Source organism: Burkholderia sp. YHN3-13, assembly GCF_055810675.1.
This window is the reverse complement of the sequence record NZ_JBVVNQ010000002.1, coordinates 206,927-225,643: the sequence shown is the minus strand read 5'-3', so window position 1 is coordinate 225,643 and position 18,717 is coordinate 206,927. Positions and strand designations below refer to the sequence as shown.

The window sequence follows — 18,717 nt, the reverse complement described above, 5'->3', positions numbered from 1 at the left end:
GTTCAGCGCTCGCGCGGCGCGGGTTGCGTCAGCGTGACGACGCGCACGCCGAGTTTCTGGCCGACCGCGATCAGGTGGCCGGTGCCGATCAGCATCCCGTTCGCGACGAGATGGATCACGCTCTGGTTGATCCCTTGCTGCAGCTCGATCACGGCGCCCGGCTGCAGCGCGCTCAGCTCGCCGAGCGGCATCGACGCGGGCGGCAGCTCGAAGCGCAGGTCGACCGCGAGGCCGTCGAGCGTGCGCGGCGCATCGGCGGATGGCGCATCGTGTGTCGTGACGGGCGCGTGGTCGGTGCGGGTCGGTTCCAAAGGCATCTCCCTGATTCGTTCGACGGTCAGCCGGTTGCCCGACGGCCGTCCGGTGATTTCCCACGCCGGCGCGGCCGGCAGTCGCGCGACGCACAGCAGGTTCTGCTCGTGCGCCTGCCAGCGTTCGATCGCGATGATGTCGCCGCCGACGACGTCGGCCAGTTCGGCCGTCGTCAGCTCGGTGCGGCCGATCTCGAACACGAGCGGCACGGGCAGGTTCGCGTAGGCCGCGCGCGCATCGGCGAGCGCGGCCGGCGCGGTCGCGAAGAACACGGCCAGTGCATCGGGCACGTCGAACAGCAGCGCGCCATGGCAACGCCACGCGGCATCGGCGCGCCGCAGCTCGAAGCGCAGCGCGGCCGGCGCCGCACGCCAGGCCGGCACGCGCTCGGGCGGCGGCAGCAGCTCCACGCGCTGCCGCGTCGCGGCCTGCAGCACGGCCGCGAGCGGCGCGCCCAGGTCGGCGAGCAGCGCCGCGCGGATCACGGCCGGCACGGCCGGATCGGCTGCGTCGCCGAGCCATTCCGTTTCCGCGACCGGATCGATCCACAGCGTGCCGGTGGCCGGGCCGATGACGAAGCGGTACGCGTGCGCATCGGCGGCCGGCTCCGCGTCGACGCGCCAGCGCACCTCGTACGCGTGCTCGCCGAGCGTGACCGGGACGGCGCCCGTCGCGCCGTACGCGTGCGACAGCCCGCGCGCGGCGGCGGCGGACAGGCGCGGCAGGTACGGCGACGCGTCGAGTGCGACCGCCGCCGGCGCAGCGGCGGGGGGCGCGGAAGCGGCGGGCATCGCCCGGCTCGCGGCGTCGCCGGCGTCGGCATTCGTCAGGAACTGCGCAGGCACGGCGGGATCGGGGCGGATTCGGCGTTGATTCGACGGGTTGTTCCGGGGCCGGCGGCGCCGTAGGGCGCGCGGCTGCTGCGTCGATTGTAGGGACGGCCATGGCCGCGTGCCGGGCCGGAATCCGTAGTCGCACGCATCGTGCGGCGATCGAGCAAGCGGGGTGCTACGAAGCGTGATGAAGCCGGGCAGGCGGCGGCCGGCGCCCAAAAGCAACCGCCGCCCGGAGGCGGCGGTCGGGTCGCGACTGGCTGGCGGGCCGGAGGGCGTGCAGGCCGGATCCGGCTGGCAGGCCGCGAGGCGCTGCGGCTGGGCGCAGCGCGGTGGGGGGGACGTGGCCGCTGCGCCGCGAGCAGGCGGCGCGCGGGGGCAGCGTCACGCGTAGTCGGCGGCCATCGCCGGTTGCGGCGCGGCACGCAGGACCGGCGCGGCATCGTGGCGCTCGACGTGCGTCATGGCCGCACCGAACAGCACCAGGCGATAGCCGACCGCGTAGATCGGGATGATCCGCAGGTTCTTGTCGTGTTCGAGCTGCAGCTTCGAACGGATCCGCGAGATATGGGTGTCGAGCGTGCGCGACGACACGCCGAGCTCGCGGCCCCACACGGCTTCCTGGATTGCCTGCCGCGGCACGATCTTGTTCATGTTGTCGAGCAGGAATTCGACGACGTCGAATTCGCGCGGCGTCACGTCAACGACCTTGTTGTCGATTTCGATCGTGCGGCGCACGAAGTTGATTTTTATGTTGTCGATGTACAGGTATTTGCAATCCATGGTGGCCCTCACATGTCCATTAAGGAGTGTTTGCGGGTCCTGTGCTGCAACTTTCGGGCCAGGCAGAGGATTATCGAGCGCCGACCGGCGGCGGCACGGCTGCGCGCGGCCCGGCAGCCTTGAATTTAAAAGAATTTTTAACGGGAGAGGCGCGGCGGACACTGAAGGGGTCCGAGCATCATTGAAGGATTGTTACGTAGCATCGGGTGGGGATGTTACGGGTGACGGGCGTTACGTCTGACGTAACGCGAGGGGCGGCTGGATGGAGACCGGCCACGGAGGCGTTTCGCCCCGTGGCCGGTGCGCCTGGACATCAGGCCTTCGCGCCCTCCGCCGCATCGAACGGCAGCACGTAGTGCCGCTTGCCCGTCGCCGCGAAGATCGCGTTCGCAACGGCCGGGCCGACCGGCGCGACGCCCGGCTCGCCGACGCCGGTCGGCGCTTCGGCCGACGGCACGATATGCACTTCGACCTTCGGCATCTCGGCCATCCGCAGCACCTGGTAGCCGTCGAAGTTGCGCTGCTCGACCTGGCCGTCCTTCAGCGTGATCGCGCTGTGCATCGCCGCGCCGAGCCCGAAGCCGATGCCGCCCTCCATCTGCGCGGCGACGATGTCGGGATTGATCGCGATCCCGCAATCGACCGCGCACACCACGCGCTCGACCTTCACCTTGCCGTCCGCGTCGACCGACACCTCGGCGACCTGCGCGACATAGCTCTTGAACGCCTCGGCGACCGCGATCCCGCGCCCGCGGCCCTTCGGCAGCGGCTTGGCCGGATCCCAGCCGGCCTTCTGCGCGGCGAGGTCCAGTACCGCGCGCATCCGCGGTTCCTTCTCGAGCAGGTCGCGGCGGAACGCGTACGGATCCTTGCCCGCCGTGTGCGCGGCTTCGTCGATGAACGCCTCCACCGCGTAGGCCGTGTGCGAGCTGCCGACCACGCGCCACCACAGCACCGGCACGCCGGTCTTCGCGGTGGTGAGCTCGACCGACACGTTCGGCACCGCGTACGGCAGGTTCGCCGCACCCTCGACCGACGTCGCGTCGACGCCGTTCTTGACCATGAACGCTTCGAACGGCGTGCCGGCGAGGATCGACTGGCCGACGATCCGGTGGCGCCAGCCGACCAGCTTGCCGTCCGCGGTCAGGCCCGCGTCGAGCTTGTGGAAGTACATCGGGCGGTACAAGCCGCCCTGGATGTCGTCCTCGCGCGTCCACTGCAGCTTGACGGGCTTGCCGTCCGCGCCGAGCGCCTTCGCGATCGACACGGCCTCGACCACGTAGTCCGACCACGCGTTCGCGCGCCGGCCGAAGCTGCCGCCCGCATACAGCGTGTGGATCTGCACCTGTTCGGGTTTCAGCCCCGCCGTCCTGGCCGCGTTGGCCTGGTCGACGGTCTGGAACTGGTCGCCGGCCCAGATTTCGCAGCTGTTCGCCGTCAGCTTGACGACCGCGTCGAGCGGCTCCATCGGCGCGTGCGCGAGATACGGGAATTCGTACGACGCGCTGATCTTGCGCGCCGCGCCCGCGATCGCCGCGTCGGCGTCGCCGTTCTTGCGCGCCGACGTGCCGGGCTTGTCGGCGAGCTGCCGGTATTCGCGCATGATCTCGCCGGACCCGCGTTTTTCCGCGTGCGCGTCGTCCCACTCGACCTTCAGCGCGTCACGGCCCTGTTTCGCGGCCCAGAAGCCGTTCGCGACGACTGCCACGCCGCCCGGCACCTGCACGACCGACACGACGCCCGGCACGGCCTTCGCGGCCGTCGCGTCGAACGATTTCACCGTGGCGCCGAAGCGCGGCGGGCGCTGCAGCAGCGCGACGCGCATGCCGGGGAAGGTCGTATCGAGCGTGAAATGCGCGGTGCCGTTCGATTTCGCCGACGCGTCGACGCGCGGGATCCGGTGCCCGATCAGCTTGAAATCGGCGGGCTGCTTCAACGTGACCTTGTCGGGCACGGGCAGCTTCGACGCATCGGCGACGAGCGTGCCGTACGGCGCCGTCTTGCCGCTCTTCGCGTGCGTGACGACGCCATTGGCGGTCGTCAGCTCGCTGGCCGGCACCTTCCAGCGGGCCGCGGCGGCCGACACCAGCATCGCGCGCGCCTTGCCGCCCGCTTCGCGCAGCTGCTGCCACGAGTTCGCCATCGCCGAACTGCCGCCGGTGCCCTGCATCGTGCCGAACGCGAGGTTCGCGTAGCGCTTCGCATCGGCCGGTGCGCTTTCGACGCGCACGTTCGACCAGTTCGCGTCGAGCTCCTCGGCGACGATCGTCGCGATGCCCGTATACGCGCCCTGGCCCATTTCGACGTGCTTCGCGATGACCGTGACGGTGCCGTCGGGCGTGATGCGCAGGAATGCGTTCGGCGCGAAACCGGCTTCGGGCGCGGTCGCGGCGAGCGCGCGGCGGCCGAAGCCGGTGAAGTCGAAGCCGATGGTCAGGCTGACCGCGGCCGCGGCCCCCGCGGTCTTCAGGAACGTGCGGCGCGACGGACGCACGGAGCCGGTGTTGTCGAGTTCGATCGTCATGGTCAGGCTCCCAGCGTCGCGGCTGCGTCGTGGATCGCGGCCCGGATGCGGGCGTAGGTCGCGCAGCGGCACAGGTTGCCGTTCATCGCGGCATCGATGTCCGCGTCGGTCGGCTTCGGGTTCTGTTCCAGCAGCGCGGTGGCCGACATGATCTGGCCGGACTGGCAGTAGCCGCATTGCGGCACCTGCAGCTTGACCCAGGCGGCCTGCACGGCGTGCGCGGGCTTGCTCTGCAGGCCCTCGATCGTCGTGATGTGCTTGCCCGCGATGCCGGCGAGCGGCAGCACGCACGAGCGGACGGCCTGGCCTTCGAGATGCACGGTGCACGCGCCGCACTGCGCCATGCCGCAGCCGAACTTCGTGCCGGTCAGTCCCGCGTGTTCGCGAATCGCCCAGAGGACGGGCATCGACGGATCGGCGTCGAGCGTGACGTTCTTGCCGTTCAGGACAAACGAGGTAGGCATTTTTATGTCTCCATGGGGAAAACCCGCCATACGGGCAGGTTAGCCGGGAGTGTGCGCGAGCCGCCGCTTTTTGCGTCTACCCAATCCTGCAAATTTATTGAACAATCCTGCAAATCCCCGGCACGCGGCGGGCCGTTTCGCTATGCTCCCGCGACACGGGAAATCATTCGAGGATGCGTCATGGACATGACCGATATCGTGGCGTCGCGCGAATCCGGGCGGCGCGAGCTGGCATCGCTGATTGGCCGTTTCGCACCGGCCGACGGCTCGCATTCGACGGCCGTGCCGGGCTTGATGCTGCATCGGCACACGCGTCCGGTCGATCTCGGCTGCGGCGTGTCGCGGGCCGCGCTGGTGATCGCCGCGCAGGGCGCGAAGCGCGTGATCGTGGCCGGTCACGCTTACGAATACGACACGCACAATTGCCTGATTACGTCGATCGACTTGCCGATCCTCTCGCGCGTGACGCGCGCGTCGCCGGAGGCGCCGTACCTGTGCCTGTCGCTGACGCTCGATCCGCAGCGCATCGTCGAGCTGGCGGCCGAGATGCGGCTGCCCGAGCCCGATGCGGGTCCGGAAGGCGAGGGGATCGCGCTCGCCGAACTGACGCCGCCGCTGCTCGACGCCGCGCTGCGACTGTTGCGCCTGCTCGATACGCCTGCCGACATTCCGGTCGTCGCACCGTTGATCGAAAAGGAAGTGCTGTACCGGCTGATGACGAGCGGGCAGGGCACGCGGCTGCGACACATGGCCATCGCGGGCAGCCAGACGCACCGGATCGCGCGCGCGATCGAATGGATCCGCGATCACTTCGCGGAGCCGATGCGCGTCGAGTCGCTCGCGCAGGCGGTCAACATGAGCGTGTCGTCGCTGCACCATCATTTCAAGCACGTGACGACGCTGAGCCCGCTGCAGTACCAGAAGCAGTTGCGGCTGCACGAAGCGCGGCGGCTGTTGCTGCGGCAGGGCGGCGACGTCGGGTCGGTCGCCGCCGTCGTCGGCTACGAAAGCGCATCGCAGTTCAGCCGCGAATACAGCCGGCTGTTCGGCGCGCCGCCGATGCGCGACGTCGTGCACCTGCGGAAGAAGGAATTGCTCGGCTGAGGTGCCGCCGGCACCGGCCGGCACGCGTCTCGGGCGGTGCGCGGTCATTCATCGCCGTCTCCTTCGTCGAGCATCTCGAGGAACCACAGGTCGATCTGTCCGACGGCGTCGCGCACGCGCTCCATCCCGCTGCACGGGTGCCGTTTCGGCAAGCGCCGGTCCGCCTGTTCCGATGTCGACGAAGCGCCACGACAGGCGCTCCGGTTTCGCTGACAACCCCGTTGATGCTTGAATGGCGCAAGCGCCGATCGATCGGTGGTGATCTTCATCGCCGTTTCCCCGACACGCAGGTTGCGAGCGGGCCGCCGCCGGTGCTCCGTGTGCCGTGGCGTGCCGCTCGGTGAGAGCCGGACATCAGGCAATCGGCATGCCACGGACGACACGCCGCCGCCCGGCGCGGGCACGGCCATGCCTTCGCCGATCGACAGGCGCGCAGGCGTTTCACGCGTGAATCGTGGGGACAGGCGAATGAGCCGGGCGAGCGCCGGATCCATGCGATTCGATACGATGAAACGCTCGATAAATCAGGCTTTTACGAGATTGTTAACGTAAGGCGCGCGTTGAATCGGCATGTTTCATCGATGAGAATCGAGCGGATAAATGCTTGAAAACGTTTCTCGAATGTGTCGCATCCTCGGGGTGTATTCGGCGTGAAAGGTGGGTTGAGCCGGAATGAAAAATGGTGCTTGTGCTTTTGCCGGCATTCCATGTTTACATTTGTTTTAATTATTACGCCGGTAACGGTCGCGATGGCGACATTTTTCGTCGCGCGATCGTGTCGGTATTTTCACGAATGAATCAAATTCGTTTTGCCGAACCGGGGATAAGCAAGCCGCAGACGCATCGCAGGCCGTTGCGTCTGGCGCCGGGGCCGCACGCAGGGTGGATCGATTCTCGTTCGTTTTCGCACGGTAGCCGGGCCGCATACGCATCGAAGCGTCGTTCGTCAGTGGAAACACGGATGCCGCCCGGCGGGCGCCGCGGCGCGCTTCTCAAGTTTGAAACACCCGTTCAACCTGCCGTCCGACAACGCGCCGCGGGCCGGATTCGTCCGTCTAATCACGGGATTGCGTCATGAAGCGCAGCGATCGCGACGTGTGCCAAACCTTTGCCGCGATACATTCCTGAAACAAAAAACGACGTTTCCGGCGAAAAGCCGCGGCCTGGCGGCGGTTCGGCGCGCGCAACGAACGATGGCGCAACGCGTGGCACGCTGCTTGCGGTATTGGACGCATCGGCGGGCGGTCGACACGATGCAACAAAGATGTGGGGGCGACCAACTCGTCAGTAAGCAGTCGGGGAAACGGCGATGAAGACCATAAGCAGTAGTGTGATCCGCGCGTATTTTGCGCACCAATGGGGTAGTCGGAGAAATCGGGGTGTTGCTCACGACGCAGTGCCAGCGTCGCGGGTATTCCATCGCTTTCCCGGCGTCCGCGCCGGCCGCGTGCCGCGGCGGTTGTCGCGCCTCGTGACGAGCGGGCGACAGGGGTGCCCCCTTTCATTCAGTTCACCCGGATGGGTCAGGCTGTTCGTGCCGGACAGCGTGACGCCGTTTCGTCTTCAACCGTGCAGGGCGGTTTCGATCGCGCCGGGCCAGTACCGGCGCCGGCCGGATTAGATCGAACGCACGTCGGCCGGATTGTCCGGACGCCCTTTCTTCACCAGCTCAGGGAGCAAACATGCCATCTGTCTGCAATGCGGCACCGTCGTCGCTCGGCTGACGAGCGCCATTTGAACGGCTGTCGTATTTTGCGGTGGTATATATTCGCGCATTTTTGATTTCGAAAACGAATGCCAATGCCGGTATCCGTTTTCGACGGGGTATCGAAAATCGTGAGCCGGAGGATGCGTGCGTCATTCCGGTTGCGAAATTGGAGGTGTTTTTTAAAAATATTCAATTGTCGTAAAAATAATAGAAAACACCTACGCATAAATTTTGGACAAGCTGAAAACATAAAACTAGACTTCGGCTGTCAAAAATGGACAAAAAATTAAAATTAAGAGTCGGCACGAATTTCTTGATTTGATAGTAATCCTTATTTTTTTAAGGATTGCTCGAGGCAGGAAGGTTGATGGCGTGCAGTCTTCCTTGCTCATTCTCTCCACGCCGTTATGGAGTCGACCATGAAGAAGCTTCTGATTGCAGCAGCAGTTCTGGCGGTTTCGGGTGCAGCGTTTGCAGGCAGCGGCACGGTGTCGAGCAGCAATTCGACGAGCGGTGGCCAGACGATGGCCGGAGTTGCCGGGTTCGGCCACTTCTCCGCGACCGATTCGGGCGCAGCACTCGGTGCCGCCGGTGCACTTGCCGGTGGCCCGGGCAGCGCTTCGGTCTCGTACACGAGCCACACGCAAACGTCGACGGTCGGCGGCTTCGGCTTCGGCGGCGCACAGGCTGGCGGCAGCAGCGGTGCGAATGCCGGCTCGACTGGCTGGACGTATCACCACTAAGCCGCGGCGCGTAGCGTTCGTCATTGGCTGGCGGTACGGATGCCGGGCTTCGCCCCATCAGGGCTGGCCTGGCTCCGCCACCGCCGAACTTCCTCACAGCAAGGAATTGCTATGAAAGCCAAAGTCATATTAGCGACAGCGCTCACCGTCCTATCGTCGGCCGCATTGGCAGCAGGTTCGTTCACGAACAACCAGACGCAATCCGTCGCAGCGGGTGTGTCCGGTTCGGTACTGGTCGGATCCGGCAGCTATACGAGCAATTCGACATCGACGGCTGGTGCAAGCGCCGGCAGTACCGTGACACCCGCTGGTTCCGTCGGCACGGCGTCCGCCAACCACAACTCGACTTCGACGGCCAGCGGTTCGGGCATGAACGGAGGCGCGTTCGCGGCAGGCGGCGGTATCGGTGCCGCAGGCTCGTTCGGTGGAAACAGCAAAACGAACGAGAACGCGAATGCGCTGTCGGGAGGGGTGACCGCCACGATCGTACTCGGCGCGAACCACTACACGGCCACGGGTGCGAACGACAACGGCAACGCCAACGCGGGTGCCGCCGGGCTGACGGGCAGTGGTGGGTCTGCTGCGATCACGGGTTCGACTCACTACAACTCGTCGACCGCGTGGAGTACCGGTCCGGCCGGTTCGCCGTCCGCATCGGGTGGAAGCCAGGGCAGTTCGAGCGCGACCGGGAGCAGTCATTAGTCAGGTGTGGGGGGGACCAGTTTCCCAGCGACGCTGGTCTCTTTTCCGCATTGTTGTCACGTAAGGAGTTGGCATGAAGCAGAACCTGATTGCCGCCGCTCTGATGCTCGCGTCTCTGACGGCGTATGGCGCTGACCGTGCTGCCGATGGTGGGCAATCGACTATGCAGACGTCAAACAATCCTGACCAGACAACCAAACCGTCAGAACAACAAACGCTTTCGTCGGGCAGTGCCATCGGCGGACCGGATGCCCAGCAGTGGCAGGGCGTGTCGGCCGGCTCGTGGTCCCAGCTGGGCAGCGGCTGGAAGCAGTTCGGGGAAGCAGCGAAAACTGAAGGCATTCAGGGGAATTAGTACGGTTGCCTGGGTCGGAGGTCAAACCTCGTCCGGAGAGTGAAATGAACAGCAACAGGATCAAGGTGGCATGCGCGGCGATGTTCGCGATGACCACGATCGGTGCCCACGCGCAAACTGCCGACTCGACGTCGAGCGCGCAGTCCTCGACGTCGTCGACGGCCGTCAGCCAGGGTGGCGGTTCGAGCATGAACACGAACACCACGAGCTCGCGCGGCGGCAATGCCACCAGTTCCAGCGGGGTGCGCGGCAGCGGCAATTCGAGCGTGAACTTCAACGTGACGATGCCGTCCAGCACCAGCGGCGGCACGAGCGTGACGCCGCAGTCGCTGCAGTCGTCGGGCGCGCCCGGCACCAACCCGTACAACACCCAGACTTCGGAAAACGTCAACTACTCCGGAACGCAGACGATCAAGACCAACCCGGCGATCCAGGCGCCTGGCCTCACGACCACGCTGTCCGATACCTGCATGGGTTCGGTGAGCGTCGGTGTGTCGTTCCCGGGCTTCGGCGCGACGGGCGGCACGACGCTGGTCGACCAGGCCTGCGTCCGGCGTCTCGATGCGCGTGAATTCCGTGCGATGGGCCTGACCGACGTGGCGCTCGCGCTGCTGTGCCAGAGCGATGCGAACCGGCGCGCGGTGGAAGCGACCGGCCACCTGTGCCCGGGCACGACCACGCCGCTCGCGCGTTCGAACGTGGCGCCGAGCGTGGAAGCGACCGTCGCGGACGACGTGAAGTATCGCGACCCGATCGTGCGCGACCGCATGGGCCTGCCGCCGCTCGGCTCGGCCGCGCCGGCATCCGCGCCGACGCGTCCGATCCAGACGACGTCGGTGCAGGCAGCGCCTGTTTCGGTGCCGGTTCCGATTCCGGTGCCGGCGGTCGCGCCGGTCGCCGCCGCCCCGGCCGTCGCCGCGCCGGCAGTCGCCGCTGCCGCACCGGCGGTCGCGTCGCCCGCTGTTGCCGCCGCGGCGCCGGCAGTGGCTGCACCGGCGGCAGCGGCGCCCGCGGTTGCTGCGGCACCTGCCGTCGCCGCCGCGCCTGCCGCCGCGGTCGTACCGGCAGCCGCGATGGCGGCCGTGCCGGCTGCGGCCGTCATTGCCGCGCCGGCGGTAGCCGACAAGGCATCGCAAGCGCCTGCCACGCCGGTCGCCGACACGAAGGCGCCGGAGCCCGCCCAGCCCGTGGCCGACACGAAGGCCCCCGAGCCTGCGCAGCCGGTTGCCGACACGAAGGCTCCCGAGCCCGCACAGCCGGTTGCCGACACGAAGGCCGCCGAGCCCGCGCAGCCGGTTGCCGACACGAAGGCGCCCGAACCCGTGCAGCCCGTCGCCGACAAGGCACCGGAGCCGATGCCGGCCGCCACCGACAACGCAGCGCAGGCCGCAGGCGAACCGGTTGCCGAACCGATGCCGGCCGCTGCCGTCGTCACGGCGCCGGCAGCCGATGCAAAGGCTGCCGAGCAGGTGCCGCAAGCGACTGCCGAAGCGCTCGCTCCGCAAGCCGCGCTGCCTGCGGCAGCAGCGCCGGCCGACATGCCGACTGCCGACGCGAAGGTGCCCGAAGCGGCCGAATCCGCTGCCGCACCGGCTGCGCCCGCCGCCGACATGCCGGCGTTGAGCGACCCGGCCCAGGCGTTGCCGCCGGCCACGGTCGACCAGCAGGCCGCACCAGCCGCACCGGTTGCGCCGGCGCCGGCCGTCATCTCGACGAGCACGTCGTCGTAAGCACACGGGGCCGTCTGCCGCGCGGCCGAATGCCGGTCGCCCGGCCCCGATGCCCGATGGACGTTTCCGGTTGGACGGGTGTTGGTCCCATCCCCGAGATCAACACCTCTTTTTGCCTGACGAGGATGCAAGGAGGCCTCAATCATGAGGATCTTTTTGGTCGCTTTGCTGCTGGTCAGCGTGCAAGCCGCTGCGCAGACGGTTTTCCAGAATCCCGCGGTGTTCGTGATCCTGAGCGAGCAGACCGCCGCGAATGCCGTGAGCGTTCAGCAGGCGCTGACGACGCTGGGCCGCGCCGACAACACCGCATGCGCGCCGATGGTGATGATCGGCGATCCGCAGATGGTCTACATGATGCCGGAGCAAGGTCATGCGCCGTCGTGGAAGTCGCCGGTATACGGTCGCGGCGCGCCGTTCGAAGCGCAGAACGGCCCGACGTCGACGGGCAAGACGGTCGGCGCGATGCAGCATGCCGAGGACATGCAGACGCAGCCGTGGAGCGACGGCAGCGCGATCACGCAGAAAATCGCCGGCGAGTCGAGCGTGACGGCGGCGGACCGCGTGAGCGGGTGGCAGCACAGCGGGCTCGACAGGATCGAGACGGCCCGGGCCGAGGACGTGACGGTGAATGGCAAGACCTACCATGCCTATCGCGACGATCTCAACACGTCGGTGAAGCCGGCCATCGAGCCGCAGATCTACACGCAGCGCGTCGTGTTCTGCCGATAACGAAACATCGATTCGAGGACGGGGCGGCGCCGCGCCGCGGGACCACGGGCCCCGCCGCATGCGATCCGGCAATGGCCGTTCCGACAACCAACCCTACGCGGCGAGGCCATCGTGAACTATTGCTGCCAGCTGAGAGTGTCGGGCCCGCAGGATGTCGAAAGGGAGGCCGGCGCGATGTCGTTCGTCGCCGCCCGGCGCAATCATGCGGTGCCGTCGCGGCCGCTCGTCTACCTGTCGCAGCGGCACGACGCCGCGCTCGCCGACTGCCTGGCGTCGCGCGGTTGGGACGTGTGGCGCGCGAAAACCGTTGCGGACGCACTGAATCTCGTCAAGGCGAACCGCCCGCATGCCGGCATCGTCGATTTCGGCAGTTTTGGTTCGCCCGACGTCGCGTCGTTCGAGGCGCTGCTGCGCGACTCGCGCGTCGGCTGGGTCGCGCTCGCTGACGGCGAGCGGCTGCGCGACCTCTCGATCGCGCGCCTGATCCGTCGTTGCTGTTTCGACTACGTGCGCAACGCGACGGCCTATACGACGATCGGCTATCTGGTCGGCCATGCGTACGGGATGCTGAAGCTCGCGGACGGCGACCCGGCTGCCGATGGCGTGCCGCCCGCCGGCGCGATGATCGGCTCGTGCGACGCGATGCGCCGGCTGTTCGCGACGATCCGCAAGGTCGCGAACACGGACGCCACCGTGTTCATCGCCGGCGAATCCGGCACCGGCAAGGAGCTGACCGCGGCGGCGATCCATCAGCAGTCGCTGCGGGCCGATGCGCCGTTCGTCGCCGTGAACTGCGCGGCCATCCCGTCCACGCTGCTGCAGGCCGAACTGTTCGGCCATGAGCGCGGCGCCTTCACGGGCGCGCACCAGCGCAAGATCGGCCGTATCGAGGCCGCGCACGGCGGCACGCTGTTTCTCGACGAGATCGGCGACATGCCGTTCGAGAGCCAGGCGAGCCTGCTGCGATTCCTGCAGGAGGGCAAGATCGAGCGGCTCGGCGGGCACCAGTCGATCGCGGTCGACGTACGGATCGTATCGGCGACCCACGTCGATCTCGAGGCCGCGATGCGAACAGGGCGGTTCCGCGCCGATCTGTACTACCGCTTGTGCGTGCTGCGCATCGACGAGCCGCCGTTGCGCGCACGCGGCCGCGACATCATGCTGCTTGCCGATTACGTGCTGCGGCGTTATCGCGGCGACGGTTCGCACCGGATTCGCGGCTTCACGCCCTGCGCGGTCGAGGCGATCCACAACTATCCCTGGCCGGGCAACGTGCGCGAGCTGATCAACCGGATCCGGTTCGCGGTCGTGATGACGAACGGCCCGCTGATCTCGGCGGCCGATCTCGAACTGCATGCGTACACGTCGCGGCGGCCGCCGACGCTGGCGGAAACGCGCCGGCAGGCCGAGCGGCGCGCGATCGAGGAAACGCTGCTGCGCAACCGCCACCAGCATGCGGACGTCGCGGCCGAACTGGGCATTTCGCGCGCGACGCTGTACCGCCTGATGACCGCGCACGGCCTGCACGGCTGATGGGCGCCGGTGCGCGGCGCTCAAGAGTGCGCGACAGCGGCCGTTAAGACGGGAAATGACCCGTGCGGACCGCCGGCGCATCGCCGCGCTGGCGGCCGACACGCGGCGCATCACGCTTATCCGAGGGTTATCGTGACAGAGTGCAGTCACTGCGGCAGGACGTTCCTGGTCGGCGGCCGGTCGATCGACGGCCGCCGCTATTGCAGCCGGGTGTGCGCCCGCGCGCATCCGATCATCGTCGAGGCCGAACGGGTGCCCGACGCGAAAGTCCGGCAGTATGTCGACGACTGGCGCTACGGGCCGTGCCCGATCTGCCTGCGCGAAGGGCGGCCGGTCGACGTCCATGCGTCGCATCGCGTCGTGTCGCTCGTGTTCGTCACCCGCTGGGCGACGCGGCGCCACGTGTGTTGCCGCCGCTGCGGACGCCGGAAGCAGGTGCTCGCGCTGCTCGCGTCGGCCGCGCTCGGTTGGTGGGGGCTGCCGTGGGGCATCGTGCTGACGCCGATCCAGCTCGTGCGCAACGCGCTCGGGCTGGCCGCGCGCGATCCGGAGGTCGCGACGCAGCAGTTCGAGCAGTTCGTGCGGCGCAAGCTGGCGGCGCGCCGGCTCGCGCGTGCGGAGCAGGGCGCCGGCACCTGATCGCGCGCGCCGGCGCGTCGCGCCCGCTCAGGCCGGCCGCTCGAAGCCCGATGCGACCCAGCGTTCCGCGCTGGCCTTGTTGAGCTTGAACCCGGCCGACACCTTCGCTTCGGCCAGCAGCTCGCCATACGAATCGAATGCCTTCAGTTGCGCGTACGGCTCGAACTCGTCCGGCACGATGTCGAGCGTCACCGATACCTCCTGCCCGTCGTCGCCCTGGACCGTCACTTCCTTGTGCAGCATCGCGCGCCGCTGCTGCTCGTGCCGCATCAGCACCTCGGTCGCGGTTTTCACGAGCGTGCGGAACGCGTTCGCGTCCATCGGTTTCGGATTCTTCTTGTCGCGGCCCATCGTCCAAGGCCCGACGAGCGCGGGCTCGGACTCACCGTCCTTGATCATCTCGACGGCCCAGCCGTCGTCGTCTTCGTTCTTGATGATGCGGGCCGTCCAGCCGTTGTCGCGCCAGAGGCCGTCTTCGTGGATGGAGGTGTCGTCGGATTGCAGATCGGAGTCGGTCATGAGGAAAGGGGCGAGTGCGGGCAGCCGGCAAAAGGGCGGTGGCGCGCGGCCGGCAGCGGCGCATCGCTCGCCGCCGGCGAGCCCGGAGTGGCATGCAAAGGCCGTAATTTTACCTGCTGGCGACCGCATGGCGCGCAACCTTGGCCATCGGGCCGATGCCGCGACCGTCGCCGCTGGCCGCCGGCCGCCTGAACCCGCGCAAATATCAAACTTGTATTACCTCCCCGGCGGCCGATCCACGTGCCGTCCGATATCCCGCCCGCGCACGGCTTCCTAGAATCGGGTGGCAGGCTAAAAATAGCCTGCTCATCCTTTCAACGCTTGGCCGGCCGCCCGCGTTCCGCGCCGCGCGGCCGGCGAACCACCAGGAATTGCGCATGAGGAAATTCAATGTTCGCATCGTCGTCGCTTACGACTGGCCGCTGACGCTGGCTGGCATCGAGCAGGTCGCCGGCAGCGCCTGCGCGATCGAGCTCGCCGCGGTCTGCCGGAGCACGGCCGAACTGGTTGCGTCGCTCGGCACGGTCGACTGCGATGTCGTGCTGGTCGACTATGCGATCCGCGGCGACGCGCGGATGGACGGCCTCGCGCTGTTCGACTGGCTGCGCCGCACGCGGCCGAACGTCGGGATCGTCGCGCTGGTCGCGAACGAGAATCCGCTGATTTTCCGGTCGATCATCGCGACCGGCGGCGTGAGCGTCGTCAGCAAGTTCGACGAGGTCGGCCACATCGTCACGGCGATCCATTCGAGCTACAGCGGTGGCGCGTACCTGTCGCCGGTCGTCAGGCGCGCGCTCGACACGCTCGGCGAGCGCGGCGAGGCGCCGGTGAAGCTGACGGCCCGCGAGATCGAGGTGATTCGCCTGTACCTGTCGGGCGTGCCGATCAAGACGATCGCGCAGCGCCTGAGCAAGGGCAAGCAGACGGTCAGCGCGCAGAAGATGAGCGCGATGAAGAAGCTCGGCGCGAGCAACGACGTCGAACTGATCCAGCGGGCGGCCGGACTGGGGCTCGGCGGCGGGGCGGGCGCGCTGCCGGCTGGCGGCGCCGCTTGAGCATGCCCGCGCCCGCCGGGCGTCTTCAGGCCGGCAACGCGAACCGCGTGACGGCGTCGCGCAGTGCCTCGGCCTGATCGCGCAGCGAATGCGCGGCTGCCGCCGCCTGTTCGACGAGCGCCGCGTTCTGCTGCGTGACCTGGTCCATCTCGCCCACCGCGCGATTGACCTGTTCGATCCCGGCGCTCTGCTCGCGCGACGCATGGCTGATTTCGTCGAGGATCTCGTTCACGCGCCGCACCGACTGCACGAGCTCGGACATCGTCTCGCCCGCGTTGGAAACGAGCGCCGCGCCGTGTTCGACCGTCTCGTTCGACGACACGATCAGCGACTTGATTTCCTTCGCCGCCGTCGCCGAGCGTTGCGCGAGCGAGCGCACTTCGGCCGCGACCACCGCGAAGCCGCGGCCCTGTTCGCCCGCGCGCGCCGCCTCGACGGCCGCGTTCAGCGCGAGGATGTTGGTCTGGAACGCGATGCCGTCGATCACGCCGATGATGTCGCCGATCTTGTGCGAGCGGTCGGTGATCTCGTTCATCGTCCGCACGACGTCGTCGACCACCGCGCTGCCGCGCGTCGCGACCTGCGCGGCCTGGCCGGCGAGTGCCGCGGCCTGCGCGGCGCTGTCCGCGTTCTGTTTCACGTTCGCGGTCATCTGGTCCATGCTCGACGCGGTCTGCACGAGCGCGGCCGCTTGTTCCTCGGTGCGCTGCGACAGGTCCGTGTTGCCGGACGCGATCTCGCTCGCGCCGACGTTGATGTTCTCGGTGCCGGTCCGTACGCGCGACACCATGTCGATCAGCCCGCCCTGCATCGTGTGCAGCGCATGCAGCAGGCTGCCTCGATCGTCCTGCTTCACGGTCACGCGCGCGGTCAGGTCGCCTTGCGCGATGCGCTGCGCGGCGTCGAGCGCGACTTCGAGCTCGCCGCCCAGGTTCGCGCGCACGCTCTTCAGCACCATCACCATCACGGCAGTCGCGATCGCGCCGAGCACGGCCGTCATCGCGAACCAGCGGCCGATGCTCGCGAGCACCGCCGTGCGCACGTCGTTCATGTACATGCCCGTCACCAGATACCAGTCCCACGGCGCGAAGCGCTGCACGGCGCTGGTCTTCTCCTGCGGCTTGTCGGCGCCCGGTTTCGGCCACAGATATTCGACGAAACCCTTGCCGCCCTCGGCGTTGCCGGCCTTCACGATCTCGACGAAGAGGTGCTTGCCGTCCGGGTCGGTGAAGTTCGACACGTCCTTGCCGTTGAGATCGGTCTTGATCGGATGCATCACGATCACCGGCTTCGAATCGTTGATCGAGATGTAGCCGTCGGCGCCGTGACGCATCGCCGCGATCGCCTCGAGCGCCTTCTGCTTCGCATCCGCTTCCGGCAGCGCGTTCTGCTGCGACAGCTTGTAGTAATGGTCGGTCACGCTCGCGGCCTGCGCGACCAGCGAGGCCAACTGGTCGCGGCGGTCCGCGATCATCGACGCGCGCGTCTGCCATGCGCCGAGCCCGGCGATCACGAGCAGGCCGAGCCACAGGATGACGATCATCGAGGCGAGTTTCTGATTCAGCGAAAGGTTGCGCATGGTGTGTGGTCGGTCAGTCGAGGAGGCTCGCCGGGGCGGCGTGACGGGATAAGTATCTTGACGGCGCTCGATGCGCGTTACCGTAGACGGGTTATCCCTAGGAATCGGTGCCGCCGCCCATCCCTTCGTTGCCGGTAAGGGTATCTATGCATATGCATAAAGGGTATCGCTATACTGTCGGGCGTGGTGTACGCGCTGCGCGCCCGGGCTGGCGCCGGCGCGGGCGCTGAACGAAACCGAAAGGAGGCAACGATGCGAATTCTGGTGGTAGGGGCCGGCGCGGTCGGCGGGTACTTCGGCGGCCGGCTGGCCGCGGCAGGGCGTGACGTGACGTTCCTGGTGCGCGACGGCCGGGCCGCGGCACTGGCACGCGACGGGTTGCTGATCCGCAGCCCGCGCGGCGACCTGACGCTGGCGAACGTGCAGACGGTGCGCGCGGCCGACGCGAACGCGGGCATTGCGCCGTTCGACCTCGTGCTGCTGAGCTGCAAGGCATACAGCCTCGACGACGCGATTGCGTCGTTCGCGCCGTTCGTCGGGCCGCGGACGCTGATCCTGCCGATGCTCAACGGGATGCGCCACCTCGACGTGCTGCGCGAGCGCTTCGGCGCCGCGCAGGTGCTCGGCGGGCTGTGCGTGATCGCGGCCACGCTCGATCGCGAGCAGCGCATCGTGCACCTGAACGATACGCACGGCGTGACGTTCGGCGAGCTCGCCGGCGGCGAATCGCCGCGCGTGCGGGCGGTTGCCGACGTGCTCGGCGGCGCGGGCTTCGACGCGACGCTCAGCGACGACGTCGCCGCACGGATGTGGGAAAAATGGGTGTTCCTCGCCACGCTCGCCGCGAGCACGTCGCTGTTTCGCGGCTCGGTCGGCGACATTCTGGCCGCGCCGGATGGCCGCCGCCTGCTCGAGACGATGCTCGCCGAATGCAGCGCGATCGCCGAATACAATGGCCACCGGCCCGATCCGGTCGCCATCGAACGGATGCAGCGGATGGTGCTGACGCCGTCGCCGCTCACCGCGTCGATGCTCCGCGACGTCGAGAACCATGCGCGTGTCGAAGCCGATCACGTGATCGGCGACCTGCTCGCGCGGCGCGACCCGCAGGCGGCCGACGCGTTGTCGCTGCTGCGGATCGCGTACAACCACCTGAAAGCGTACGAGGTGCGCACCGCGCGCGAGCACGCGAGCGCGTAGGCGCCGGCGCGGGCGGCCGCACGGCCGTTCCGCACTGCACAAATTTGCCGTCCGGCGCCGTTTGCGGCCGGATCGCGCAAAAAAGTATCGGAAATCAGGCGTAAAGTTGGTGGAGCCGCGTACGCGATCGACCTACATTGCTTCCCATGCGACCGGTCGCGTCGCCGCGCGGAACGCGGCAACACGCGGCGCGCCGCCGAACAGG

Annotated in this window: 18 protein-coding genes; 11 read left to right on the top strand and 7 right to left on the bottom strand. The window is 67.9% G+C overall.

Translation table 11 applies throughout. From position 1 onward, the window contains the following. Window positions 1-2: 2 nt before the first annotated feature. The 4 genes from sctQ to AC0KUR_RS05955 all read right to left on the bottom strand — a co-directional run bounded on the left by sctQ (window position 3) and on the right by AC0KUR_RS05955 (window position 4,916). Window positions 3-1,157: a type III secretion system cytoplasmic ring protein SctQ gene (gene sctQ, locus AC0KUR_RS05970; RefSeq protein WP_473375539.1), complete on the bottom strand. Its 1,155-nt coding sequence runs from the start codon at window positions 1,155-1,157 to the stop codon at window positions 3-5. 372 nt (window positions 1,158-1,529) lie between these two features. Then, window positions 1,530-1,928: a winged helix-turn-helix domain-containing protein gene (locus tag AC0KUR_RS05965; RefSeq protein ID WP_034189412.1), complete on the bottom strand. Its 399-nt coding sequence runs from the start codon at window positions 1,926-1,928 to the stop codon at window positions 1,530-1,532. Between the two features lie 313 nt (window positions 1,929-2,241). Further along, complete coding sequence (locus tag AC0KUR_RS05960) at window positions 2,242-4,452, bottom strand: xanthine dehydrogenase family protein molybdopterin-binding subunit (RefSeq protein ID WP_473375538.1); 2,211 nt, start codon at window positions 4,450-4,452, stop codon at window positions 2,242-2,244. Window positions 4,453-4,454: 2 nt separating this feature from the next. Next, window positions 4,455-4,916, bottom strand: coding sequence for a (2Fe-2S)-binding protein (locus tag AC0KUR_RS05955; protein ID WP_011354470.1), 462 nt, complete (start codon window positions 4,914-4,916; stop codon window positions 4,455-4,457). A gap of 180 nt (window positions 4,917-5,096) precedes the next feature. On the opposite strand from AC0KUR_RS05955, the gene AC0KUR_RS05950 reads away from it, so the two are divergent. Beyond that, window positions 5,097-6,020 (top strand): AraC family transcriptional regulator, encoded by a 924-nt coding sequence (locus AC0KUR_RS05950; RefSeq protein ID WP_059556784.1) that lies wholly within the window; start codon window positions 5,097-5,099, stop codon window positions 6,018-6,020. Between the two features lie 44 nt (window positions 6,021-6,064). Here AC0KUR_RS05950 and AC0KUR_RS05945 read toward each other — a convergent pair whose 3' ends face one another. After that, entirely contained in the window at window positions 6,065-6,514 is a 450-nt protein-coding gene (locus AC0KUR_RS05945; RefSeq protein WP_473375537.1) for a hypothetical protein, read from the bottom strand. A gap of 185 nt (window positions 6,515-6,699) precedes the next feature. On the opposite strand from AC0KUR_RS05945, the gene AC0KUR_RS05940 reads away from it, so the two are divergent. From AC0KUR_RS05940 to AC0KUR_RS05905, 8 genes are all read left to right on the top strand, one after another. Then, window positions 6,700-7,098: a hypothetical protein gene (locus tag AC0KUR_RS05940; RefSeq protein ID WP_473375536.1), complete on the top strand. Its 399-nt coding sequence runs from the start codon at window positions 6,700-6,702 to the stop codon at window positions 7,096-7,098. A gap of 1,049 nt (window positions 7,099-8,147) precedes the next feature. Continuing rightward, the gene (locus tag AC0KUR_RS05935) at window positions 8,148-8,471 is read left to right on the top strand and encodes a hypothetical protein (protein WP_034189521.1); all 324 of its coding nucleotides are present in this window, start codon (window positions 8,148-8,150) and stop codon (window positions 8,469-8,471) included. A 111-nt stretch (window positions 8,472-8,582) separates the two neighbouring features. Next, window positions 8,583-9,173, top strand: coding sequence for a hypothetical protein (locus AC0KUR_RS05930; RefSeq protein WP_034189416.1), 591 nt, complete (start codon window positions 8,583-8,585; stop codon window positions 9,171-9,173). 73 nt (window positions 9,174-9,246) lie between these two features. Continuing rightward, window positions 9,247-9,528 carry a hypothetical protein gene (locus tag AC0KUR_RS05925; RefSeq protein ID WP_034189417.1) on the top strand — a complete coding sequence of 94 codons (282 nt, stop codon included), beginning with the start codon at window positions 9,247-9,249 and terminating at the stop codon, window positions 9,526-9,528. A gap of 44 nt (window positions 9,529-9,572) precedes the next feature. Continuing rightward, window positions 9,573-11,258, top strand: coding sequence for a chemotaxis protein CheA (locus tag AC0KUR_RS05920; protein WP_473375535.1), 1,686 nt, complete (start codon window positions 9,573-9,575; stop codon window positions 11,256-11,258). 144 nt (window positions 11,259-11,402) lie between these two features. Further along, window positions 11,403-11,987, top strand: a complete 585-nt coding sequence (locus AC0KUR_RS05915; protein ID WP_059556782.1) for a hypothetical protein — start codon at window positions 11,403-11,405, stop codon at window positions 11,985-11,987. 174 nt (window positions 11,988-12,161) lie between these two features. After that, window positions 12,162-13,520 (top strand): sigma-54 dependent transcriptional regulator, encoded by a 1,359-nt coding sequence (locus tag AC0KUR_RS05910; RefSeq protein ID WP_264167163.1) that lies wholly within the window; start codon window positions 12,162-12,164, stop codon window positions 13,518-13,520. A 132-nt stretch (window positions 13,521-13,652) separates the two neighbouring features. Next, entirely contained in the window at window positions 13,653-14,159 is a 507-nt protein-coding gene (locus AC0KUR_RS05905; RefSeq protein ID WP_034189421.1) for a hypothetical protein, read from the top strand. Between the two features lie 27 nt (window positions 14,160-14,186). Here the strand turns inward: AC0KUR_RS05905 and AC0KUR_RS05900 are convergent, their stop codons facing one another. Then, window positions 14,187-14,678, bottom strand: coding sequence for a hypothetical protein (locus AC0KUR_RS05900; RefSeq protein WP_034189422.1), 492 nt, complete (start codon window positions 14,676-14,678; stop codon window positions 14,187-14,189). Window positions 14,679-15,055: 377 nt separating this feature from the next. Between AC0KUR_RS05900 and AC0KUR_RS05895 the strand changes: the two genes are divergently transcribed. Next, window positions 15,056-15,733, top strand: a complete 678-nt coding sequence (locus tag AC0KUR_RS05895) for a LuxR C-terminal-related transcriptional regulator (protein WP_034189423.1) — start codon at window positions 15,056-15,058, stop codon at window positions 15,731-15,733. 25 nt (window positions 15,734-15,758) lie between these two features. Here the strand turns inward: AC0KUR_RS05895 and AC0KUR_RS05890 are convergent, their stop codons facing one another. After that, window positions 15,759-17,312 (bottom strand): methyl-accepting chemotaxis protein, encoded by a 1,554-nt coding sequence (locus tag AC0KUR_RS05890; protein ID WP_034189424.1) that lies wholly within the window; start codon window positions 17,310-17,312, stop codon window positions 15,759-15,761. Between the two features lie 252 nt (window positions 17,313-17,564). On the opposite strand from AC0KUR_RS05890, the gene panE reads away from it, so the two are divergent. After that, window positions 17,565-18,512, top strand: coding sequence for a 2-dehydropantoate 2-reductase (panE, locus tag AC0KUR_RS05885; RefSeq protein ID WP_473375534.1), 948 nt, complete (start codon window positions 17,565-17,567; stop codon window positions 18,510-18,512). The last annotated feature ends 205 nt before the right edge of the window (window positions 18,513-18,717 follow it).

Coding starts and splice junctions, on each gene's coding strand:
- AC0KUR_RS05910 (WP_264167163.1), top strand. CDS start 12,162: ATGTCGTTCGTCGCCGCCCGGCGCAATCATGCGGTGCCGTCGCGGCCG.
- AC0KUR_RS05950 (WP_059556784.1), top strand. CDS start 5,097: ATGGACATGACCGATATCGTGGCGTCGCGCGAATCCGGGCGGCGCGAG.
- AC0KUR_RS05935 (WP_034189521.1), top strand. CDS start 8,148: ATGAAGAAGCTTCTGATTGCAGCAGCAGTTCTGGCGGTTTCGGGTGCA.
- AC0KUR_RS05930 (WP_034189416.1), top strand. CDS start 8,583: ATGAAAGCCAAAGTCATATTAGCGACAGCGCTCACCGTCCTATCGTCG.
- AC0KUR_RS05955 (WP_011354470.1), bottom strand. CDS start 4,916: ATGCCTACCTCGTTTGTCCTGAACGGCAAGAACGTCACGCTCGACGCC.
- AC0KUR_RS05940 (WP_473375536.1), top strand. CDS start 6,700: ATGGTGCTTGTGCTTTTGCCGGCATTCCATGTTTACATTTGTTTTAAT.
- AC0KUR_RS05960 (WP_473375538.1), bottom strand. CDS start 4,452: ATGACGATCGAACTCGACAACACCGGCTCCGTGCGTCCGTCGCGCCGC.
- AC0KUR_RS05945 (WP_473375537.1), bottom strand. CDS start 6,514: ATGGATCCGGCGCTCGCCCGGCTCATTCGCCTGTCCCCACGATTCACG.
- panE (WP_473375534.1), top strand. CDS start 17,565: ATGCGAATTCTGGTGGTAGGGGCCGGCGCGGTCGGCGGGTACTTCGGC.
- AC0KUR_RS05925 (WP_034189417.1), top strand. CDS start 9,247: ATGAAGCAGAACCTGATTGCCGCCGCTCTGATGCTCGCGTCTCTGACG.
- AC0KUR_RS05915 (WP_059556782.1), top strand. CDS start 11,403: ATGAGGATCTTTTTGGTCGCTTTGCTGCTGGTCAGCGTGCAAGCCGCT.
- AC0KUR_RS05890 (WP_034189424.1), bottom strand. CDS start 17,312: ATGCGCAACCTTTCGCTGAATCAGAAACTCGCCTCGATGATCGTCATC.
- AC0KUR_RS05965 (WP_034189412.1), bottom strand. CDS start 1,928: ATGGATTGCAAATACCTGTACATCGACAACATAAAAATCAACTTCGTG.
- AC0KUR_RS05920 (WP_473375535.1), top strand. CDS start 9,573: ATGAACAGCAACAGGATCAAGGTGGCATGCGCGGCGATGTTCGCGATG.
- AC0KUR_RS05895 (WP_034189423.1), top strand. CDS start 15,056: ATGAGGAAATTCAATGTTCGCATCGTCGTCGCTTACGACTGGCCGCTG.
- AC0KUR_RS05900 (WP_034189422.1), bottom strand. CDS start 14,678: ATGACCGACTCCGATCTGCAATCCGACGACACCTCCATCCACGAAGAC.